19 protein-coding genes are annotated in these 22,230 nt (G+C 43.8%); all 19 read left to right on the top strand.

Going from position 1 to position 22,230, the window contains the following annotated elements:
* Positions 1-11: 11 nt before the first annotated feature.
* The 19 genes from flgJ to IEY42_RS01500 all read left to right on the top strand — a co-directional run bounded on the left by flgJ (position 12) and on the right by IEY42_RS01500 (position 22,151).
* Positions 12-1,148, top strand: coding sequence for a flagellar assembly peptidoglycan hydrolase FlgJ (gene flgJ, locus IEY42_RS01590; protein ID WP_188923626.1), 1,137 nt, complete (start codon positions 12-14; stop codon positions 1,146-1,148).
* On the top strand, positions 1,148-3,061 hold the full coding sequence (gene flgK / locus IEY42_RS01585) for a flagellar hook-associated protein FlgK (RefSeq protein WP_188923625.1): 1,914 nt from the start codon (positions 1,148-1,150) through the stop codon (positions 3,059-3,061). The genes flgJ and flgK overlap by 1 nt, the downstream gene beginning before the upstream one ends.
* Positions 3,062-3,071: 10 nt before the next feature.
* The gene (gene flgL / locus IEY42_RS01580; protein ID WP_188923624.1) at positions 3,072-4,274 is read left to right on the top strand and encodes a flagellar hook-associated protein FlgL; all 1,203 of its coding nucleotides are present in this window, start codon (positions 3,072-3,074) and stop codon (positions 4,272-4,274) included.
* Positions 4,275-4,354: 80 nt separating this feature from the next.
* The gene (locus IEY42_RS01575; protein WP_188923623.1) at positions 4,355-5,176 is read left to right on the top strand and encodes a flagellin N-terminal helical domain-containing protein; all 822 of its coding nucleotides are present in this window, start codon (positions 4,355-4,357) and stop codon (positions 5,174-5,176) included.
* A gap of 312 nt (positions 5,177-5,488) precedes the next feature.
* A complete protein-coding gene (locus IEY42_RS01570) occupies positions 5,489-6,307 on the top strand; it encodes a flagellin N-terminal helical domain-containing protein (protein WP_188923622.1) in 819 nt (272 codons plus the stop codon).
* Positions 6,308-6,412: 105 nt separating this feature from the next.
* Positions 6,413-6,817, top strand: a complete 405-nt coding sequence (locus tag IEY42_RS01565; RefSeq protein WP_229779859.1) for a flagellar protein FlaG — start codon at positions 6,413-6,415, stop codon at positions 6,815-6,817.
* A 96-nt stretch (positions 6,818-6,913) separates the two neighbouring features.
* Positions 6,914-8,278 carry a flagellar filament capping protein FliD gene (gene fliD, locus IEY42_RS01560; protein ID WP_188923621.1) on the top strand — a complete coding sequence of 455 codons (1,365 nt, stop codon included), beginning with the start codon at positions 6,914-6,916 and terminating at the stop codon, positions 8,276-8,278.
* A 12-nt stretch (positions 8,279-8,290) separates the two neighbouring features.
* On the top strand, positions 8,291-8,617 hold the full coding sequence (locus IEY42_RS01555) for a hypothetical protein (RefSeq protein WP_188923620.1): 327 nt from the start codon (positions 8,291-8,293) through the stop codon (positions 8,615-8,617).
* A 6-nt stretch (positions 8,618-8,623) separates the two neighbouring features.
* Positions 8,624-9,028, top strand: coding sequence for a flagellar export chaperone FliS (gene fliS, locus IEY42_RS01550; RefSeq protein WP_188923619.1), 405 nt, complete (start codon positions 8,624-8,626; stop codon positions 9,026-9,028).
* Between the two features lie 427 nt (positions 9,029-9,455).
* Complete coding sequence (locus tag IEY42_RS01545) at positions 9,456-10,886, top strand: sigma-54 dependent transcriptional regulator (RefSeq protein WP_188923618.1); 1,431 nt, start codon at positions 9,456-9,458, stop codon at positions 10,884-10,886.
* A gap of 228 nt (positions 10,887-11,114) precedes the next feature.
* Positions 11,115-12,338, top strand: coding sequence for a sensor histidine kinase (locus IEY42_RS01540; protein WP_229779857.1), 1,224 nt, complete (start codon positions 11,115-11,117; stop codon positions 12,336-12,338).
* Complete coding sequence (locus IEY42_RS01535) at positions 12,331-13,680, top strand: sigma-54-dependent transcriptional regulator (RefSeq protein ID WP_188923617.1); 1,350 nt, start codon at positions 12,331-12,333, stop codon at positions 13,678-13,680. The genes IEY42_RS01540 and IEY42_RS01535 overlap by 8 nt, the downstream gene beginning before the upstream one ends.
* 189 nt (positions 13,681-13,869) lie before the next feature.
* Positions 13,870-14,211: a flagellar hook-basal body complex protein FliE gene (fliE, locus tag IEY42_RS01530; RefSeq protein WP_188923616.1), complete on the top strand. Its 342-nt coding sequence runs from the start codon at positions 13,870-13,872 to the stop codon at positions 14,209-14,211.
* Positions 14,212-14,283: 72 nt separating this feature from the next.
* Positions 14,284-15,966, top strand: coding sequence for a flagellar basal-body MS-ring/collar protein FliF (fliF, locus tag IEY42_RS01525; RefSeq protein WP_188923711.1), 1,683 nt, complete (start codon positions 14,284-14,286; stop codon positions 15,964-15,966).
* Positions 15,959-17,005: a flagellar motor switch protein FliG gene (fliG, locus tag IEY42_RS01520; RefSeq protein WP_188923615.1), complete on the top strand. Its 1,047-nt coding sequence runs from the start codon at positions 15,959-15,961 to the stop codon at positions 17,003-17,005. Before fliF ends, fliG begins: the two co-directional genes overlap by 8 nt.
* A gap of 106 nt (positions 17,006-17,111) precedes the next feature.
* A complete protein-coding gene (gene fliH / locus IEY42_RS01515; RefSeq protein ID WP_188923614.1) occupies positions 17,112-18,179 on the top strand; it encodes a flagellar assembly protein FliH in 1,068 nt (355 codons plus the stop codon).
* Entirely contained in the window at positions 18,176-19,516 is a 1,341-nt protein-coding gene (gene fliI, locus IEY42_RS01510) for a flagellar protein export ATPase FliI (RefSeq protein WP_188923613.1), read from the top strand. Before fliH ends, fliI begins: the two co-directional genes overlap by 4 nt.
* 3 nt (positions 19,517-19,519) lie before the next feature.
* Entirely contained in the window at positions 19,520-19,966 is a 447-nt protein-coding gene (gene fliJ, locus IEY42_RS01505; RefSeq protein WP_188917937.1) for a flagellar export protein FliJ, read from the top strand.
* 301 nt (positions 19,967-20,267) lie between these two features.
* Complete coding sequence (locus IEY42_RS01500) at positions 20,268-22,151, top strand: flagellar hook-length control protein FliK (protein WP_229779855.1); 1,884 nt, start codon at positions 20,268-20,270, stop codon at positions 22,149-22,151.
* Positions 22,152-22,230: the final 79 nt, after the last annotated feature.

Here is a 22,230-nt window from a genome sequence, read left to right as displayed (position 1 = left end):
TCGGTATGACTATGGAAAAGTTGTCAAATTCATCGAACTTTCTGGATCTAGGAGGACTAGATTCACTTCGTGTCCAAGCCCAGAAAGACGAGAAGGGGGCACTTAAAGAAGCGGCAAAGCAATTTGAAGGTATTTTTATTCAAATGCTGATGAAAAGCATGCGAGATGCCAATGCCGCGTTTAAGTCAGACAATCCGATGAACAGCCAAACCACAGAGTTTTTTGAGCAAATGCGCGACCAGCAAATGTCGGTTGATCTCTCAAACAAAGGCATGTTGGGGCTAGCAGAGCTAATGGTGCAACAACTAGACCCCGAAAACAGCCCAGTTACTCCTGCCTCTGTACTGCGTGGCGACAGCGACAACAAAGTCAATCCAAGCATGTTTGTGGCGCAACCAAGTGAGTTAGACCAAAACACATTAGCCAGCATTGCGTCAAATCAACACGTGGCAACATCGCACCATGCCATTGACGACGCTCAACTAGAAGCGGCAATGCCACAACAGCTTGCCAGTGTATTGCGCGGTGAGCAGCTCGCGAGCCAATCGTTTGCCAATACACAGGCCACAATACCGGCGATTTCGGCGGTAAACGCTGGCAATGATTTGCCGCAAGAAACCAATAAATTAAAAGCGAAAGGAGTTGCGGTAAGTGAATTTACTAGCCCACAACACTTTATTTCAACCTTATATCCACATGCTGAAAAAGCCGCCAAAACATTAGGCACGTCAGCAGAAGTACTCATTGCTCAATCGGCCCTCGAAACCGGTTGGGGCCAAAAAGTGGTTCGCCGTAACGACGGCACCATGAGCCACAACTTATTTAACATCAAAGCCGACAAACGTTGGCAAGGTGAAAAAACCTCGGTTAACACCCTGGAATTTGAAAAAGGCATTCCGGTGCAACAAAAAGCAGACTTCAGAATGTACGACAACCTTGAACAAAGCTTTAGCGACTTTGTGTCATTTATTGGCCAAGGCGAACGTTATGAAGATGCACGTAAAGTGGCCAGCGAGCCGACTCAATTTATTCGTGCACTGCAAAAGGCAGGCTATGCCACCGACCCACAATATGCCAATAAGGTGATTAACGTGATGAAGTCGGTAAAAGAAGGCCTTAAATCTGTATTACCTCTGGAGACTAAATAATGGCGATTGATCTACTTAGTATCGCACGTACCGGTGTCGCGGCATCCCAGTCTCAACTTGGGGTAACCAGTAATAACATCGCCAATGCCAATACCGAAGGGTATAACCGTCAAACGGCAACGCAAGCCACGTTACAATCACAACGTCTTGGCGACAGCTTCTATGGCACAGGGACTTATGTGTCTGACGTAAAACGTGTTTACAACGAGTTTGCCGCACGCGAGTTACGTATCGGCCAAACCAGTATGGGCGCGGCTGAAACCTCATATTCAAAATTAAGCGAACTCGACCAGCTGTATGCACAAGTGGGAAATATGGTGCCTAATGGTGTCAATGATTTTTTTGCCAGCCTTAACAGCGTAGCCGACCTACCTGCCGACTTAGGTATTCGTAGCAGCAGTTTAGGCGCGGCCGAACAAATGGCCATCGGCATTAATCAAATGCAGTCGCAACTGGATAACCAGGTAAAACAAACCAATAGCCAAATAGAGTCAGTGACCACCCGCGTCAACGAAATCAGCAAAGAGCTGGCTAACATCAATTTAGAATTGATGAAAGATCAAGGCGACAACAACCAAATTTTAGACAAGCAAGACGCACTGATATTAGAGCTGAGCGAATACGCGCAAGTTAACGTTATCCCGTTAGATACGGGCGCTAAATCTATCATGTTAGGCGGGTCTGTCATGTTGGTGTCGGGCGAAGTGGCAATGAGCATGGGCGTGAGCGCCGGCGATCCATACCCTAACGAGCCTAAAATTACTGCCTCTATTACTAACAAAACATTAGATGTCGACCCCAGTAAATTAGGCGGACAGTTAGGTGCCTTATTTGCTTATCGCGACGACACCTTAATCCCAGCCAGCAATGAATTAGGCCAATTGGCCTTAGGTGTCGCCGATACCTTTAACCAAATGCAATCAAGCGGTTTTGATTTAAACGGTGAGGTTGGTAGCGATATTTTTCGTGATATCAATAATCCGTTAATGGCAGCAGGCCGCGTTGGGGAGTACTCAAGCAATACAGGTAGCGCGGTGATGTCGGTCAATATCGATGATGTCGGCGCATTGTCTGGTAGCAGTTACGAGTTAAGTTTCACCACCGAAGGCGATTTTGAATTAACAGACACTCAAACGGGCAGTGTGACAACATTAACCCAAACCGGCAGTCAGCTTGTGAGCGACGAAGGCTTCACCATTAATATTGCCAGTGGCGCAATGGATGTTGGCGATAGGTTTGAAATCCGTCCAACCGCCGGCGCTGCAGCGGGTATTGGTGTCATCATGACTGACCCTAAAGGCATTGCTGCCGCTGGGCCAACATTAACAGCCGCCACAACAAATTCAGGTAATACTTCGGTTAGCTTAAACAGCATGGACTCAAGCGCGACAGGTTTTCAAGGCGTTGGCTCATCAATCACCTTTGAGCTAAATACTGCTGCCAATACTTATGAGGCATTCAATAGTGCGGGCACTTCATTAGGCACAGGCACAATTACCAATAACAACATTAATGCCTTTGGTATGGACTTTGATATTACCTCAAGCCCCACGGCAACCGCCGACAGTTTTACGTTTGACTTAACGTTTGCCGAAGGCAGCAACAGCAATGCAGTTGAAATGGCTAAATTGTCGGACGTTAAATTAATGAACAACGGCACTGGCACCTTAACCAGCGTGTTTGAAAACACCAAATTAGACATTGGTAGTCAAACCAAAGCGGCAGAAGTGGGTTTAAACTCGGCAGAAGCAATTTATCAGCAAGCTTATGATCGTGTGCAAAGCGAATCTGGCGTTAACCTAGACGAAGAAGCCGCCAATTTATTGCGCTTTCAACAGTCATATCAGGCCGCCGCACGGATTATGTCTACCGCGCAAACCATTTTTGACACCCTATTTAGCTCGGTTCGCTAGGAGATAAATCATGAGAATTTCTACCGGACAAATGTTTCAACAAAGCACTAACAGCATTTTAGAAAAGCAATCGGCCACCAATAGCATTATGGGGCAGATCTCGAGCGGCAAAAGAGTCGAAACCGCAGGTGACGACCCAGTAGCAGCCATTGCGATTGATAATCTTAAACAAAAAAACACCCTAGTCGAGCAATATGAGAAAAATATCGATTATGCAACAAATCACTTAGCAATCAGTGAAAGTAAAATTGGCAGCACAGAGACATTAATCGCCTCAATGCGAGAACAGTTATTACGCGGTGCCAACGGCAGTCTTAGTTCAAATGAGCGGCAAATGATTGCCGATGAAATGAAACAAAGCTTAGAAGAGCTGCTTTCTATTGCAAATAGCCAAGATGAATCTGGCAATTATATGTTTGCGGGCACTAAAACAAATGATCAACCATTTGCTTTTGATGCTAGTGGTGAAATTGTTTATAGCGGTGATTCTGGTATCAGAAAAAGTGTTGTGGCATCTGGTATTGCATTGACGACAAATATTCCGGGTGATACTGCATTCATGAATGCTGCAAACCCACTTGGCGATTACGGTGTCAATTATTTGTCTTCACAACAGGGGGAGTTCAATTTATCTAGTGCAAAAATCACCGATGAAACATCCCACATTGCTGATACATATGTATTTAATTTTGTTGATAATGGTGCTGGAGTTGATCTGCAAGTTGTCGACTCAGCAGGGACTGTTACGACAACAGTGACTAATTTTGATGCAACAAACTCGGTATCTTTTAACGGTATTGAAGTGACTTTAAGTGGTAACCCTGTAGCAGGTGACTCTTTCACGATTGAGCCTAAAGAGACTGTCAGTATTTTTGATGCTTTTAACCAAGCGATAGCTTTCTTAGAAAGCCCTGACGCAACATCTACTGCACAAAGCCAATCACAGTTGGCACAACTATTGAATGATATTGATAGTGGTCAAAATCAAGTCAGTACTGCTAGAAGTATTGCAGGCAACAATTTGAAAGGTTTAGAGAGTATTTCTTCAAACCATTCGGAAGAAAAAATCATTAATAGCAGTGCACTTTCTAAGTTAGAAGACTTGGACTTTGCCGAAGCCATTACTGAATTTGAAAAGCAACAACTCGCACTTAATGCGGTATCGAGTGTGTTTAGTTCGGTAGGTTCGCTTTCATTGTTTGATTACATCTAACAATAAGCAATCACGTTAAATTGTAAAATTTAGCCAAGCTCCACAGTCTTGGCAACAAAACTAGGAATGAGGAATTACTTATGGCTATTACAGTAAATACCAACGTAACATCAATGAAAGCTCAAAAAAACTTAAATAGTTCAAGCCAAGCGTTATCAACATCTATGGAGCGATTATCGAGTGGTTTACGCATTAACAGTGCAAAAGATGATGCAGCAGGTTTGGCTATTTCTAACCGACTAAATTCTCAAGTTGGCGGATTAGAAGTGGGGATGCGCAATGCCAACGATGCTATTTCAATTGCCCAAATCGCTGAAGGTGCAATGCAAGAACAAACCAATATGTTGCAACGTATGCGTGATTTAACCATTCAATCAGCAAATGGTGCGAACAGTACAGAAGACTTAGCTGCGTTAAAATCTGAGATGGATCAGCTGGCTGAGGAAATACAGAGCATTGGTGACACTACTGCTTTTGGTGATACTAAGTTACTTGCTGGCGGTTTCTCTGCTGGTAAAGTTTTCCAAGTTGGTCATCAAGATGGTGAGAACATCACAATTACTGTAGAGACAAGCGATGCAGGATCCTTATCAGTAAATGCACTTAATAATGCTACATCAGCGAACAGGGCATCTGCGCTAACCGCTATTGATGCCGCAATCCAAGCTATTGACAGCCAAAGAGCTGATTTAGGTGCAAAACAAAACCGTCTTGCTTACAACATTAGCAACAGTGCGAACACTCAAGCTAACGTTGCCGATGCTAAAAGCCGTATTGTTGATGTAGACTTTGCTAAAGAAACTGCAACAATGACTAAGAATCAAGTGTTACAGCAAACGGGGTCGTCGATGCTCGCGCAAGCTAACCAATTACCTCAAGTTGCTTTATCACTACTTGGGTAAGTAGATAAACCGTCAGTTAGCCCAGTTACTTAGAGTTGGTTGTAAGTCACTGGGCTTTATCATGTTCTCTTTTCTTGTAATCTCATCTAATTGGTTTCGTTATCCTGCTACGGCTTTGCAAATATCATTAACAAGTGTCTCTTTTAACTACTTACTTTTTAGCTACTTTTTTTAGGTTGATAAAAAAGTAAAAAAAAAGCTAAAGATAAAAGCATTAGTGCCGTTAAATATATTGTAACGAGCAAGACCTGTCTGACTTGACATAAAGCAAACAGGCGTATCTCAAGTCAGAAACAATATGAGGAAGCAATCATGGCTATTACAGTAAATACTAACGTGACTTCAATGAAAGCACAAAAAAACCTAAATTCGTCAAGCAATGCGCTTGCCACTTCTATGGAGCGTTTGTCTTCAGGTTTAAGAATTAATAGTGCTAAAGATGATGCTGCAGGTCTGGCAATTTCTAACCGTTTGAATTCACAGGTCAATGGTTTGGAAGTGGGCATGCGTAATGCTAACGACGCCATCTCTATCGCTCAAATTTCAGAAGGGGCAATGCAAGAACAAACCAATATGTTGCAACGTATGCGTGATTTGACCGTGCAATCAGCTAACGGTGCAAACAGTACAGAAGATTTAGCTGCGTTAAAAGCTGAGATGGATGAGTTAGCACTAGAAATTACAGAAATTGGCGATAATACTGCGTTCGGTGATACTAAGTTACTTGACGGAACATTCTCTGGAGGTAAAAACTTCCAGGTAGGTCATCAAGATGGTGAAAATATCACTATTACTGTAGAGACAAGCGATGCAGGATCCTTATCAGTAAATGCACTCAATAATGCTACATCAGCAAACAGGGCATCAGCGCTAACAGCTATTGATGCCGCAATCCAAACTATTGACAGTCAAAGAGCTGATTTGGGTGCGAAACAAAACCGCCTAGCTTATAACATTAGTAACAGTGCTAACACTCAGGCAAACGTTGCTGATGCTAAAAGTCGTATTGTGGATGTAGACTTTGCATCAGAAACTGCAACTATGACTAAGAATCAGGTGCTACAGCAAACCGGTTCAGCTATGTTAGCTCAGGCTAACCAGTTACCTCAGATCGCTCTATCGCTACTTTAGTCAGCCAGTTTTAAGTTCCATAGCTTTAGGGAGATCCAAGTAGGATCTCCCTTTGTCGTTAAAATGCTTCTAGGAAGCTACATTCTTTAGGTTATACTGAGGTGCATGATGGAAATCAATAATACCGCACAATTTTCCAGTAGTTCTGATGTTAGTAGAGTCGACTCTGCTGTACCATTAGCTTTTAACCAGTCGATTTTAGAACAAAAAAAAGTTGATGAGTCATCATTGGATAAAACTGTTAATCAATCAGAAGTTACAACTAAAGTGACTGATACTGAACCTGATGAGGAGCAATTACAACAAGTTGCTACAGATTTAACTGATATGGTAGCAATGATGCAGAAAGGGTTAAAGTTTTCTGTGGATGATGATTCTGGTAAACGAGTCATAAAGGTACAAGATATAGAGTCGGGCGACATCATCAGGCAAATCCCAAGTGAAGAAGCATTGCAGTTAGCGCAAAAGATAAGTGAAGTATCAGGTGTGTTGATGAAAATTGAAGTGTAATCTCCTTCAATGGCACAAAAAGTAAAGTTGGCTTAATTTATGCTTGATATCTAAGTTGGTTTTTTCAGTAAATAATAGGCTTAATGAGAGGTTTTTATGGCTTTAACAGCAACGGGTATTGGTTCAGGTCTTGATATTTCAAGTATCGTCGGTGTGCTTGTTGATGCTGAGAAAACCCCTAAAGAAGCACGGTTTACTGAAACAGAAACGAAAATTGATGCTAAAGTGTCAGCTATTGGTACACTTAAAAGTGCTTTATCTACATTCCAAGATGCAGCTGAAAAGCTGCAAAGCGGCGAGTTTTTGAATATTCGTACTGTATCCACAGGAAACAGTGATTTTTTTACTGCTACAGCCGATCAATATTCCCAACCTGGTAGTTATTCTATCGTTGTAGAGCAATTAGCTCAGTCACAAAAGCTTGCAGGAGCAACAGTTAGCGATGCTACAGCTGGTGTAGGTGAAGGAAGCCTAGATTTCTCTGTTAATGGTGAAAGCTTTTCTGTCGCTATTACTGATACCGATAATCTTGCTGCTATAGCGTCAAAAATAAATAATGCTTCAGATAATTCAGGTGTCTCAGCTACTGTTATTAAAAGTGATGCGGGTAGCCGGTTAGTGTTCACCTCGACTGAAACCGGCACTGATAATGAAATTACTGTGACAGCTACAGATACAACTGGTACTGGTTTATCAGATATGTTCTCTGGAACTAATCTAGAGTCCTTACAAGAAGCCCAAAATTCAATTATATATGTAGATGGTCAAAAGCTAACTTCACAAGGTAATACTATTGATGATGCGATTACCGGGGTTGAGCTTACTCTAACGGATGCTGATGTGGGTGAAACCTCAACACTTACTATTGCTCAAGACACTGAGTCGGTAAAAACGAATATTGAGAGTTTTGTGAGTTCATATAACTCTTTGATTACTAAAATGGGCACTTTGTCTTCTTTTGATGTTGAAGAAGATACTGCCGCCGCATTACAAGGTGATTCTATGATTCGCTCATTGGAATCCCAACTCAGAAAAATGGTGAGTGAACGTGTTAGTGTTGATGGCGTAGAGTCTGCATTGTACGAGTTAGGCATTTCAACTGATCGTGATGGAAAGTTGTCTATTGATGATGATAAGTTGAATGATTCCATTACCAATAATATGTCATTGGTTGAGGGCGTTTTTGCTACCAGCGATACAGGGCTAGCGTACAAATTTGGTGATTTAGTTGAAAGCTATACTAAAAGTGGTGGTGCTATTGATAGTCGAAATAATACTTATACTTCCGAAAAAAGTAGAATTACCGACCAAAGAGAAGCCTTTACTTTAAAGATGGAACAATTAGAGGCTCGTTTACTTAAACAATTTAATGCAATGGATCTTATTGTCTCAGAATTAAACTCTCAAGGGAGTAGTTTGACCAGTAGTTTAGCATCATTACCTGGTGTCATAAGTTCATAAAAGGAGCTGTCTTTGGATACTAACCTTGAAACTACCAATGCCAAAATTGAAGACTTGTTAAATCAAATTGAGCAAACTGCTGCTGAAAATGATGATTCTGATAAGTTGGTATTATTATTGCTTGATAGCATTAGAGAGCGTCAAATAAGTATCGATTCAATGATAAATGATGCCGTAGATGACACATTTGCTCCATCTTTATCTAAGCAACTGAAATTAACAGAAAGCTTTAGTCGTAGAGCATCTCAAATCATGTCTCATAGACAAAATTTATTGAATTTAAAACGCACTCATCAAAGGCAAGTTAAGGTATATCAGAATATTGATGCAAATAGGTAGGTTATTATGAGAAGTTCTTTAAAATCATATCGCAAGGTGTCACTAGATAGCGAGATTTCAGTTGCATCACCGCATCGAATTGTTCAGATGATGTTTGCTGGTGGTCTAGAGAGACTCGCTCAGAGTCGTTATGCTATTGAAAATAAAAATATGTCAGATAAAGGGGTCTTCATAGGCAAAGCGATTGGGATTGTTAATGGATTAAATAACAGTTTGAACATGGACGCTGGCGGAGAGATTGCAGGTAACTTGAGTCAATTATATGATTTTATCATTATGAAAGCCACAGAGGCTAATTTGAATAATGATGTTAAAGCTATTGATGATGCTGTAAGTGTGTTGAGAACACTTAAAGAAGGTTGGGATGCGATTCCGCAAGATCAGCATAACTTGACTTCTGAGGCAAGTTAAACGTTACAGCATACTGTATGTAAACTAAAAAAGGCGCTTTGCGTCTTTTTTGCTTTATGGCGTTTGTTAATAGCCTTGGTTTGCCTGAACTGATTTCAATGTTGTTATCGCTGGTTAAACTGGCAAATTTTTGACTGAAAAAACAGCGTTTTCATAAAAAATGTGGCTTGTTGTAGATAAAATGTAACTGTTGCTTGCTTCTGGCGGGCTGATAATACAATATTTAACTATAACTCGGGTTAAGAGTATTTATCATTGAGTTCGTTTTTCTTGATGGTATATAACAGAATTACGATCCTGTTTTAGGAATAATGATAGAATATCGTTAGTGTTGTCAGTTTTTTGGCTACACTGAACTTTAGTTTGTTGCTTTTGCAACGTAACTTTCCCGGATGAAAACCTATAACAAGAGCTTTTGGCCGTCTGAATGATGCAAATAGAACAAAGAATTTTAATTGTCGCTACCCCATCAGAGCGCGTGACTCGTTTGTGCTGCATTTTCGAATTCTTAGGTGAGCAGTGCGAAGTCGTCTCTAATGAATCTTTATTGACCTTGATTGAACAATCGAGGTTTCGTGCTGTGGTTATCGTTGACGACGGCATAACTGCCGACAGCATTAAAAATATCGCCTCTATCGCACCGTGGCAGCCTCTGTTAATACTGGGCGAGTCAGCCCTGCAATTGTCGAATATTCTTGGGCAAATAGAAGAGCCATTCAATTACCCGCAATTAACCGAGTTACTGCATTTTTGCCAAGTCTTTGGTCAGGCCAAACGCGAACACACCTTAACCAGTGGTAACCAAACCAAATTATTCCGCAGTTTAGTTGGCCGCAGTGAAGGCATAGCTAACGTAAGGCATTTAATTAATCAGGTGTCTGGCTCAGATGCCACCGTGCTGGTACTCGGGCAGTCGGGTACCGGTAAAGAAGTGGTAGCGCGTAATATTCATTATTTGTCTGAGCGCCGTGATGGACCGTTTATTCCGGTTAACTGTGGTGCTATTCCGCCAGAGCTGCTTGAAAGTGAATTGTTTGGCCATGAAAAGGGCTCGTTCACTGGCGCGATTTCTGCCCGTAAAGGCCGTTTTGAGCTCGCCGAAGGCGGTACACTGTTTTTAGATGAAATTGGTGATATGCCGCTGCAAATGCAAGTTAAGTTGCTGCGTGTATTGCAAGAGCGTGTATTTGAACGGGTTGGCGGCAGTAAAACTATTCCTACCGATGTGCGTATTGTGGCGGCGACTCACCGTGATTTAGAAACCATGATCACAGAAAATGATTTCCGTGAAGATTTATACTATCGCCTCAATGTATTTCCTATCGAAATGCCTGCCTTAAGCGAGCGTCGCGATGACGTGCCCTTGTTATTGCACGAGTTAGTCAACCGCGTCTTTAACGAAGGCCGCGGTAAAGTTCGCTTCACCCAACGCGCCATTGAATCGTTAAAAGAACATAACTGGTCGGGTAACGTGCGTGAATTATCTAACCTAGTTGAGCGTTTAACGATTTTATACCCAGGCGGACTCGTTGATGTAAACGATTTACCGCATAAATACCGTTACATTGATGTACCCGAATACTGCGTTGAAATTAGCGAAGAGCAACTCGAGCGCGATGCTCTCGCGTCGATATTCAGCGATGAAGAGCCTGTCGATATTCCTGAAACCCGATTCCCGAGCGAATTACCGCCAGAAGGGGTTAACCTTAAAGATTTACTGGCCGAGCTCGAAATCGACATGATCCGCCAGGCATTAGAACAACAAGACAATGTCGTCGCCCGCGCCGCAGAAATGCTCGGCATTCGCCGCACCACCCTTGTTGAAAAAATGCGTAAATACGGCATGAGCAAAGAATAACCGTTAGCCTATTATTGCTTTGATTCATCCTAAGCTATTCAATCTAAAAACACATCTACGGATGTGTTTTTTGCTTCTAGAACCCCAGAACCTAGAATCTAGCACCTAGACCCTAGCAGGACGATGTCCGTCCTCAGGCGAGCCTGCGAGTTCCTAACCCCTAGAACCTCGCCTTGGCACACTAAATGCATTATGGTGATTAAATGTAATTCTTTTGACGGAGTGGCCATGTATTCAGCTCGAGTGTTATCAAATCCGCGTGCAGCGGAGGTTGAGTTGCCGATGACAGCATCGTTTACCACCACCCCGCTTACAGCCACACCTCATGCTGCGGCTCAGGCTGAGGCTCATGTCGACTACCGGCCAAGTAACAATGCCATCCGTCAAAGTATTGCGCATGCTAAAGCACCGGTATTTGCGCCGGTTGTAAGTGCTTATTCAAGTAAGGCTGCCAATATGTCTAATCAAATGGCACATATTCTTCAGGCTATGCCATCAGGCGTAGTGATTATCGATGGTGATGGCGTAGTTACCCTAGCCAATCCCGTGGCCACCGAGCTATTAGGCCGGCCATTACAAGGGGCGCGCTGGTTTGACATTATTCACCGTGCATTTGCGCCGCAAGACGATGACGGCCATGAAGTGTCTTTAAAAAATGGTCGTCGTGTTAAATTGGCCATTACCCCATTAGCGCCAGAACCTGGGCAGCTCATTGTATTGACCGATTTAACTGAAACCCGTTTATTACAAAAGAATATATCGCATTTACAGCGCTTATCTTCACTTGGCAAAATGGTGGCGACCCTGGCGCATCAAGTACGTACGCCGTTGTCTGCGGCGCTGTTGTACGCCTCAAATTTGGCTAGCCCAAAGTTAACTGATACGGCGCGCACTAAGTTTCAATCTAAATTGGTGGATCGCTTAAACGAGTTAGAGCGTCAAGTTAATGACATGTTGTTAATGGCCAAAGGTCGTCAAGACAGCATGGCCGAATCTGTTACCTTAGATGACATTATTACCCAGGTAATGGCGAACTGTGAGCCCATAGCAGATAAAAAACACTGCCAGTTACAAGCTGAAGACACCTCGCATTCGACCATGCTTGCTAACGCTAATGCGTTAAGTTCGGCGGTGAATAATTTAGTGATGAACAGCATTGAAGCTGGCGCGACTAAAATTAAAGTGTCTGCCAGTGAAACCGCAGACGGACTATTATTAGATGTGATAGACAATGGCAAAGGCCTTGACCCTGCCATGCAAAAACAAGTGTTAGAGCCATTTTATACCACTAAAAGCCAGGGCACAGGCCTTGGGTTAGCTGTGGTGCAGTCTGTGGTTCGTAACCATGGCGGGCAAATTCAGTTGTCGTGCAAACCAGGAATGGGCTGCCATATTCGATTGATTTTCCCGCACGCTAAACAAGCACATCAGCAGGAGGTGGCACATGGCTGAAGCACATATATTACTTGTTGAAGATGATGCTGATTTACGTGAAGCATTGTTAGACACTTTACTCTTAGCGCACTATGACTGTGTTGATGTGAGTAGCGCAGAAGAGGCTATTTTAGCCTTAAAAGCCAATCAATTTGATATGGTTATCAGTGACGTGCAAATGGACGGCATTGGCGGCATGGGCTTGTTAAGTTATTTGCAGCAACATCAGCCTAAAGTGCCGGTATTGTTAATGACAGCTTATGCGACGATTAACAGTGCCGTAAGTGCCATGAAGTTAGGTGCGGTTGATTACCTCGCCAAACCCTTTGCGCCTGAAGTGTTGCTAAACCAGGTGTCACGTTATTTACCGTTAAAGGAAAACCACGATAATCCCGTGGTTGCCGATGACAAGAGTTTAGCGTTATTAGCACTTGCGCAGCGTGTTGCTGTGTCTGATGCCTCGGTGATGATCATGGGCCCAAGTGGCTCCGGTAAAGAAGTATTAGCGCGTTATATTCATCAGCATAGCCAGCGTAATGGTCAGCCATTTATTGCAATTAACTGCGCGGCTATTCCAGAAAATATGCTTGAAGCCACGCTGTTTGGATACGAGAAAGGCGCGTTTACTGGCGCGTATCAGGCATGCCCAGGCAAGTTTGAGCAGGCACAAGGTGGCACGTTATTACTAGATGAAATATCGGAAATGGAGCTGGGCTTACAAGCCAAGTTATTGCGTGTATTGCAAGAGCGCGAAGTGGAGCGTTTAGGTGGCCGTAAAACCATTAAATTGGACGTGCGGGTACTTGCAACGTCAAACCGCGATCTTAAAGCCATGGCTACGTCTGGCGAGTTTAGAGAAGATTTGTACTACCGTATTAACGTGTTTCCGTTAACGTGGCCAGCACTGCATCAACGTCCGGCTGATATTTTACCGTTAGCGCGTCATTTACTGGCTAAACATGCTAAAGCCTTAAATATGACGTCAGTGCCAAAGCTTGACGATGCAGCCACCCGACGTTTATTAACCCATCGTTGGCCGGGTAATGTGCGCGAACTTGATAATGTGATTCAGCGGGCGCTGATTTTACGTGTTAATGATGAGATTGGGGTGAATGACATTATTATTGATTCTGCTGATGTCAGTTTAATGCCTGCGGAGCAAGTGGATAATGACAAGCCCCAAGATGTTGAAGGCCTAGGCGATGAATTAAAAGCTCAGGAACACGTGATTATTTTAGAAACCCTGAATCAATGTCAGGGGAGTCGGAAAATGGTCGCTGAAAAATTAGGCATTAGTGCGCGAACTTTGCGTTACAAAATGGCAAAAATGCGCGATATGGGGATTCAATTACCGGCGTAAGCTTGTTTGCGCAAACCTTAATGGACTGATTAGATTGAACTTTAAATAAAATCAACCTATCTGCTGGCATGTAGATAGGTTATTTTTGTTGATGTTATTCCTTTCGTTTTAAATCTTGGCATCTATATTGCTTTAACTCCTTATAAGATTATTGAAGTCGTCAAAAAGTCGACAAAAGGGAGTGACATCATGCAGATTAGCGCAAATCCACTATTACAAGAAATGCAATCGCTTCGTGGCGAAATAGCTCCTTCTATTGGCTCGTCTATTGCTCCTAACTTAACCCAGCAAGTGAATAACACTACAGGGGCTGATTTTAGCCAGTTGTTATCTCAGGCTGTGGGTAGCGTGAACGGACTTCAACAAACATCATCAAATTTAGCATCACGATTAGACATGGGTGATACCACGGTGACTTTGTCTGACACTGTTATTGCCCGTGAAAAAGCCGGCGTTGCCTTTGAGGCCACGGTGCAAGTGCGTAACAAGTTAGTTGATGCTTATAAAGAAATCATGAGTATGCCTGTTTAGCCGCTGTCGGTTTTAAGCGCTAGGTAATTAATCACATCAGACATATAGCAGGTACATATTGTGAGCACAGACATAATGGTAGGTTCAGATTCAACAGTTGACGCCGGTGTCCAACAAGAGAATAAGTCTGGGTTAATGGGCGGTGTTGGCGGTGCTGACATGATGCGCCAAGTGATCATGATTTTGGCGTTGGCAGTGTGTCTTGCGTTAGCCGTATTTGTGATGATGTGGGCGCAAGAGCCTGAATATCGTCCACTGGGTAAAATGGACACGGCCGAAATGATCCAGGTGCTTGATGTGCTAGATAAAAGCCAAATTGATTATCAAATTAATGTTGATGTGGTCAAGGTACCAGAAGACGTTTATCAAGATGTGAAATTACTATTAAGCCGTGCGGGTATTGAAAGCAGTACGCAGGCTAATGACTACTTAAGCCAGGACAGTGGCTTTGGTGTGAGCCAGCGCATGGAGCAGGCCCGCTTAAAGCACAGCCAAGAATTAAACCTAGCACGCGCCATTGAAGAGTTAAAAAGTATTAGCCGCGCCAAAGTGATTTTAGCCCTACCAAAAGAAAACGTATTTGCCCGTAATGCTTCAAAGGCCAGCGCTACAGTGGTTGTGAGTGTTCGCCGTGGTGGATTAGGCCAGGAAGAAATTGACTCTATTGTTGATATTGTCGGCTCTGCAGTGCAGGGGCTTGAGCCGTCTCGCGTGACAGTGACTGACTCAAACGGCCGCTTATTAAACTCGGGCAGCCAAGATGGCACATCAGCTAGAGCACGCCGCGAGTCTGAGCTTGTACAGCAAAAAGAAGCAGAGTACCGCAGAAAAATTGAATCGATTTTAATGCCAATCCTGGGGCCAGAAAACTTCACTTCGCAAGTGGATGTGAACATGGACTTTACCGCGATTGAGCAAACCGCTAAGCGTTTTTCACCTGATTTACCGGCTATTCGTAGCGAAATGACCATTGAACGTAACTCATCTGGTCAAAGTTCTGGCGGCATCCCTGGTGCGTTAAGTAATCAACCGCCAATGGAATCAGACATTCCGCAAGTGGCAGGTGAGGCTGGCAGTACTTCAACAACATCGGGCGATATGTCTAAAGAAGCGACCCGTAATTATGAACTTGATACCACCATTAGCCATACTCGCCAACAAATAGGTGTAGTGCGCCGGGTGAGTGTGTCGGTAGCCATTGATTTTAAACCCGGTCAAGTAGATGAAAATGGCCAGGTGTCTCGTGTACCTCGTACAGAAGAAGAGTTAACCAACATTCGCCGTTTACTTGAAGGTGCTGTAGGCTTTAGCACTCAGCGTGGCGATGCGCTTGAGGTGGTTACAGTGCCGTTTATGGATCAGTTGATTGAAGAACTACCAGAGCCAGACATGTGGGAGCAACCTTGGTTTTGGCGTGCCATTCGTTTGGTGTTAGGCGCATTGCTAATTTTAGTGTTGTTTTTAGCGGTGGTTCGTCCAATGCTGAAAAAGCTTACCAACCCGCAAGGCACCGAAATGCCACCGGAAATACGTCTAGGGCATGAATTAGCTGAAATTGAAGATCAATACGCTGCAGATACCCTAGGTATGCTGAATACCAAAGAAGCCGAATACAGTTATGCTGATGATGGATCAATTCAAATTCCTAATTTGCATAAAGATGATGATATGATTAAAGCAATTAGAGCACTCGTGGCCAATGAGCCTGAGCTTTCCACTCAAGTAGTTAAGAATTGGTTACAAGACAATGGCTAATGAAAATGAAAAAGCACCAGCAAAAGCCGCAGCTTTTGACCCAGAATCACTCAGCGGCATTGAAAAAACTGCGATTTTACTCCTGAGTTTAAGTGAGGCCGATGCAGCGTCAATTTTAAAGCACTTAGAGCCTAAGCAGGTTCAGAAAGTGGGTATGGCGATGGCGGCAATGGAAGAATTTGGCCAAGAAAAGGTTATTGGCGTACATAAGTTGTTTCTTGATGATATTCAAAAGTTTTCGTCAATTGGCTTTAACAGCGAAGAGTTTGTCCGTAAAGCGTTAACCGCCGCATTGGGTGAAGATAAAGCCGGTAACTTGATTGAACAAATCATTATGGGCAGCGGCGCTAAAGGGCTTGATTCGTTAAAATGGATGGATGCACGCCAGGTAGCCACCATTATTCAAAACGAACATCCGCAAATTCAAACGATTGTCATGTCATATTTAGAGCCTGATCAAGCGGCAGAGATTTTTAGTCAGTTCCCTGAAAACACGCGTTTAGACTTAATGATGCGAATTGCTAACCTTGAAGAAGTACAACCCGCAGCATTACAAGAATTGAACGACATCATGGAGAAACAGTTTGCCGGACAGGGCGGGGCACAAGCAGCGAAAATGGGCGGCTTAAAAGCGGCTGCCAATATTATGAACTACCTTGATACTGGTATTGAAAGTCAAATAATGGAGACCATGCGTGAGTCTGATGAAGAGATGGCGCAGCAAATTCAAGACATGATGTTTGTGTTCGAAAACCTAATCGATGTAGACGATCGCGGTATACAAGCCTTGTTACGCGAAGTGCAGCAAGATGTGCTAATGAAAGCACTTAAAGGTGCTGACGAAGCCTTAAAAGAAAAAATCTTGGGCAATATGTCTAAACGTGCCGCTGAGCTATTACGTGATGATTTAGAGGCAATGGGCCCAATTCGTATTAGTGAAGTGGAAGTGGCGCAAAAAGAGATTTTATCCATTGCGCGTCGTTTAAGCGACAGTGGTGAGATTATGCTTGGCGGTGGCGGTGGTGAAGAGTTTTTATAATTCTTAGCCTATCACTCTAGCCTTATCTTGCTAGCCTTTGATACAGTTTGACAGCGGCAATACGTTGTTGCCGCGATAACCGACAGCGATAACTGAAGAGACTCCTATGTCTGAATCCAAATCGTCTAAAAAAGTGCTTAGTGTTGATGATGAAGTTGAATTCAGTCATTGGCAGCTGCCTGATATCACCCGAGATCAAAGCCAAGACCCATCAAATATGTTTGGTAAGTCGTCAAAACCTTACGAAGCAAAACCCGTCACAGCAGAAAAATCAATGGCGCCGCCAACTATGGCGCAAATTGAAGATATTCGCGCCGCTGCTGAACAAGAAGGGCTTGAGCAAGGTAAGCAAGATGGGTATCAGCAAGGATTAGAACAAGGCCGCTTAGAGGGCTTAGAGCAAGGCCACAGTGAGGGTTTTGCTCAAGGTGAACAGCAAGGGTTAGAAGCTGGTCAAACCCAAGTTAATCAGTTGCTTGAGCAGTTGTCTCAACTCATCAGCCAGTTTGAACAACCGCTTGCCGTTTTAGACTCTGAAATCGAAGCTGAATTGCTGGCCATGACCATTAGTTTGGCTAAGTCGGTTATTGGGCATGAATTAAAAACCCACCCAGAACATATTTTATCGGCCCTTCGTCAAGGTGTTGACGCACTGCCTTTAAAAGATCAATTAGTAAAATTACGCTTAAATCAACACGATGCTGATGTGGTTTCACACAGTTACCCGCCAGAGCAACTGCAAAAGAACCAATGGCAAATCGATATTGACCCGACCTTATCAAATGGCGATTGCGTCATCGAGAGCGTGCGTTCATCGGTAGACTTACGGGTAGATCTGCGCATTGAACAAGTGTTTACTGAGCTGGAATTACAAGCCGAACAGTTAACTAAAAACACCCAGCAGTTAAAAGACGTCACACCTACTTATCAAACAACCACAGTGGATGATTTAAGCGCTTATCAGCAAGCGCAAACTCAAGCGAAGCAAACTGAACCTGAGAATGTGCAGCCGCAAGATGTCGCGCAAACTGAGCACACGCCTGATGCAGTTGCTGCTGAAATTGAGCCCGAACTCGATCCAACATTAGCAACAACAGAATCAGCATCTGTAGAAAGTGCTGAGCAAGACATAACGCTAACCGATGAACCAAATGATGTTAAGGACAATGGATGAGTTCACGGAAGCACCAATTACTCAATAAATTTGCCGTTCATCATAAGCAAGTGTTGCCGCTTCGGCCTGTTGCCAGCGGGCAGTTAGTGCGAGTTGTTGGCTTAACACTCGAAGCCACTGGTTGTCGTGCGCCAGTAGGCAGTTTATGTTCAATTGAAACCATGGCGGGTGAATTGGTTGCAGAAGTGGTTGGTTTTGATGACAAGTTACTTTACTTAATGCCAATTGAAGAACTACGTGGTGTATTGCCCGGTGCGCGAGTTAGACCACTAGGTGAGCAGTCGAGTTTAAATGTTGGGTTGTCATTGCTTGGGCGAGTACTCGACGGCAGTGGCGCACCATTAGATGGATTAGGGCCGCTCAATACCGATCAGCAGGCGGCTCGACATGGCCCTAATATTAACCCTTTATCTCGCAGGGCAATCACTGAACCTTTAGATGTGGGCGTAAGAGCCATTAACTCAATGCTTACCGTCGGTAAAGGTCAACGTATGGGCTTGTTTGCTGGCTCTGGTGTGGGTAAAAGTGTGCTGTTAGGCATGATGACACGCGGCTCAACTGCCGACATTATTGTGGTTGGGCTGGTGGGAGAACGTGGCCGAGAAGTAAAAGAATTTATTGAAGAGATTTTAGGTGAGCAAGGCCGTGCACGCTCGGTTGTGGTGGCAGCTCCTGCTGACACATCGCCACTAATGCGCTTACGTGCTTGCGAAACTTCGACCCGAATTGCTGAGTATTTTCGCGATTTAGGCTACGACGTATTACTGCTAATGGACAGTTTAACCCGTTATGCTCAGGCTCAGCGTGAGGTTGCGTTAGCAGTGGGTGAGCCACCGGCCACCAAAGGCTATCCGCCCTCAGTGTTTGCTAAATTGCCGCGCTTAGTTGAGCGAGCTGGCAATGGCGGGCCTGGACAAGGCTCTATTACTGCGTTTTATACCGTACTAACCGAAGGTGATGATCAGCAAGATCCTATTGCCGATGCATCGCGGGCGATTTTAGACGGCCACGTAGTGTTGTCGCGCCAACTGGCTGACTCTGGCCATTACCCTGCTATTGATGTTGAAGCGTCGATTAGCCGTGTGGCGCCCATGGTGATTAGCGGTGAGCATTTAGAGGCTATGCGCCGAGTGAAGCAAATGTATTCGCTATACCAACAAAACCGCGACTTAATTTCTATTGGGGCGTATGCACAAGGTAGCGATCCGCGCATTGATAATGCGATTCGCTTACAACCTGCCATGAATGCATTTTTACGCCAGGGCTTTAAAGACCCAGTGAGTTTTGACGACAGTAAAGTGATGCTGACTCAAATTGCTGCGCAGTGCCAAGGCTAACCCATGGCTAAAACCGATCCCCTTGTAACGGTACTTAAATTAGCGGTTGAGGCCGAAGAGAAAGCCGCATTGCAGTTAAAAGCGGCGCAATTTGAACGGCAAAAGCGTCAAGGGCAACTTGATGCTTTAAATAATTATCGCCTAGATTACATGAAGCAAATGGAAGGCCATACCGGCACCACATTGCGCGCTAACCAGTATCATCAATTTCATCAGTTTATTCGCCAGGTAGACAGTGCGATTAACCAGCAAGTTGCAGTTGTGCAAGACGGTGAAAAACAAGTCGGCTATCGGCAACAACATTGGCAAGAAACCCAGCAAAAACGCAAAGCCGTTGAAATGCTACTCGCTAAAAAAGCTACCAAAGCACAAATCGCTGAGTCAAAACGTGAGCAAAAAATGTCTGATGAGTTTGCCATGCAACAATATTTTAGAAACAAAATGAAATAGTGCGTTAACCTTATTGTGCTTTCTATTCTCCCTGTTAGTTAGCTTTCTAGTCATCCTATTCATTCTCCCTCTCTTTATTAATCATACCCAGTAAAAATAAGTGGCACTTTAATTGCTTGCTTTTAATGATTGAAAGCGAAATCGTCAGCGAAGTGACAGTCACCAAGGGTGTTTTAGCCGCCTTTATCGTCTGGGGTGATTTGTCTGAATGATCAGGGTCATTAAGCCCGCTGGTGAATATAAGTAGAATCCGTTGTTGATAATACAACAGCAAACTTGATTTGATTAAGTGGAGCCCATTATGCAGCAAATGAGCAATATCTTACTGAGCAATAGCAGTCAATCTGCTGATGTTAGTTCGAAGAATAATATGCAAGATATTGAAAATACATCATTCTTGTCTGCATTCTCTCAAGCGAATGAATCGAGTGAGCCAGTAAAAAGCAGCGGTGTTAAAGCTGAAGATACCAATATTGTAGTACCAATATACGATGCCGATATCGAAAAAGAACTCAATAAAACGGCTGAACAACTTGCTGATGAAAATGCTGACGCTGATATGATTTTTGCCCAGCTCACCATGGCAGACTCATTAGGGAAGCGTCACTCGGGTGCCGGAAACGAATTGCCGCTTATTGATAAGCTCGGCGTATACGTTGAACAAAGTGCTCAATTAGAGCCGGTTATTGACGCACCAAGCTCTGTCTCTTCGGCCGCGGTACCTGTTACGGATAATTCATTCGAACTAGAGCAAATTAACTTCGATTCTATTGAGTTTGAAGGCGAACTATTTACCAACACGATTGACCTTGCACCGCAGCTTAGCTCGTCAAAAGAGGTGGTGGCGCAACTGAGTGAACAAGAGCTCAGTGGTTTAATGGCCTTTAGTCATTTATCTGCAAAAGAATTGCAGGTATTAGATCGTGATCAGTTAAGCGCAATCATTAAGGACTTTAATTTACAGGCCCCTGTGGTCGATGAGTCAATTTTGGCGATGGCAGACATTGACTTTAAATTAGATGATGCTGAAGAGGTATCATTGCAACTGCTCAATAGTGACGAGCAAAGCGAAATAGACAAAGCGCTTGGCGTCTCTATGTTGGAGCAAGTCAAACCTAACAATACACAAGCAACGACAGCCTCACAGACTATTACTGATGATATCGATGGAATTGACTTTACAAAGACCACGGTTACTGCTGAAGAAATAAAGCCTAAAGCAACTGCGGGTGATGCTGAAACCGCTAAACAGGCCTCTGATGCTATTGATTTTACAACGGTGACAACAGCAACTACCGATAGTGTCGATACGGATGATATTGATGTTACCTTAACCCAATCTGCCTCAGCGGTAACCGCGTCGTTATCTTCAAATGCCGCTTCAGTTTCAACACTTGGCGCTGAGACTTCAGCGTCTAAAGTTGACTTACAATCCGCAAGAGCTTGGGCTGCAGACGCTAAATCAATTTTAGGTGATAAAACCCGTATTGATGGCAATATTCAAGCCGATCCTGCTAACGGTAAAGTAATGGCAAAGGCTGAGTTTTCTGTGGTGCTCGACTCGGTCGCCTCTAAAGTGTCAGCAAATGAGTTAAGTAGCACAGCCAGCGTGACTACAAGTGGCCTCGACTTTATGTCAGAAACCGCTGAAACAGATACTAAAGCGTTGCAAAACCAAAGCAGTTTTACCCCAGCTCATAAGAGTGAAGTGCCGCAGTTTCAACTATCGTTAAGGCCGCAAACTCAAGTCGATGCCGGCACGCAAATACAGGAGATGATCCAGAAGTTTTCACCAGCAATGAAGCAGCAGCTAATCACTATGGTGAGCAATGGTATTCAACAGGCCGAAATCCGCCTTGATCCACCAGAATTAGGCCACCTTACGGTGAAAATTCAAATCCAAGGTGACCAAACTCAGGTGCAGTTTAACGTTGCACAATCACAAACTCGTGACTTAGTTGAACAAGCGATTCCTCGTTTACGCGACATGTTAGCCAGTGAAGGATTACAACTGACCGATAGTCATGTGTCTCAAGGTGGCGACGGGCGAGAGCAACAGCAAGGACAAAGTGGACAACAGGGCACTGCCGCAGATGGCCAATTGGATGAAATAGCAGCACAAGAAGTGAGCTTGATGACAAATTCGTCAAGGAGTTTACATTCTGCTATAGATTATTATGCTTAAGCAGGTAACCTATACACATATGAGATAATACGATTTTTTATAACAATAAGTGATTGAGTTTGTCATCATATTGATCACC

This window comes from Shewanella algicola (assembly GCF_014648035.1).
In the GTDB taxonomy this organism is placed as follows: domain Bacteria; phylum Pseudomonadota; class Gammaproteobacteria; order Enterobacterales; family Shewanellaceae; genus Shewanella; species Shewanella algicola.
Note: the sequence above shows the minus strand (reverse complement) of the source record. Positions and strands in the feature narration are given on the sequence as shown.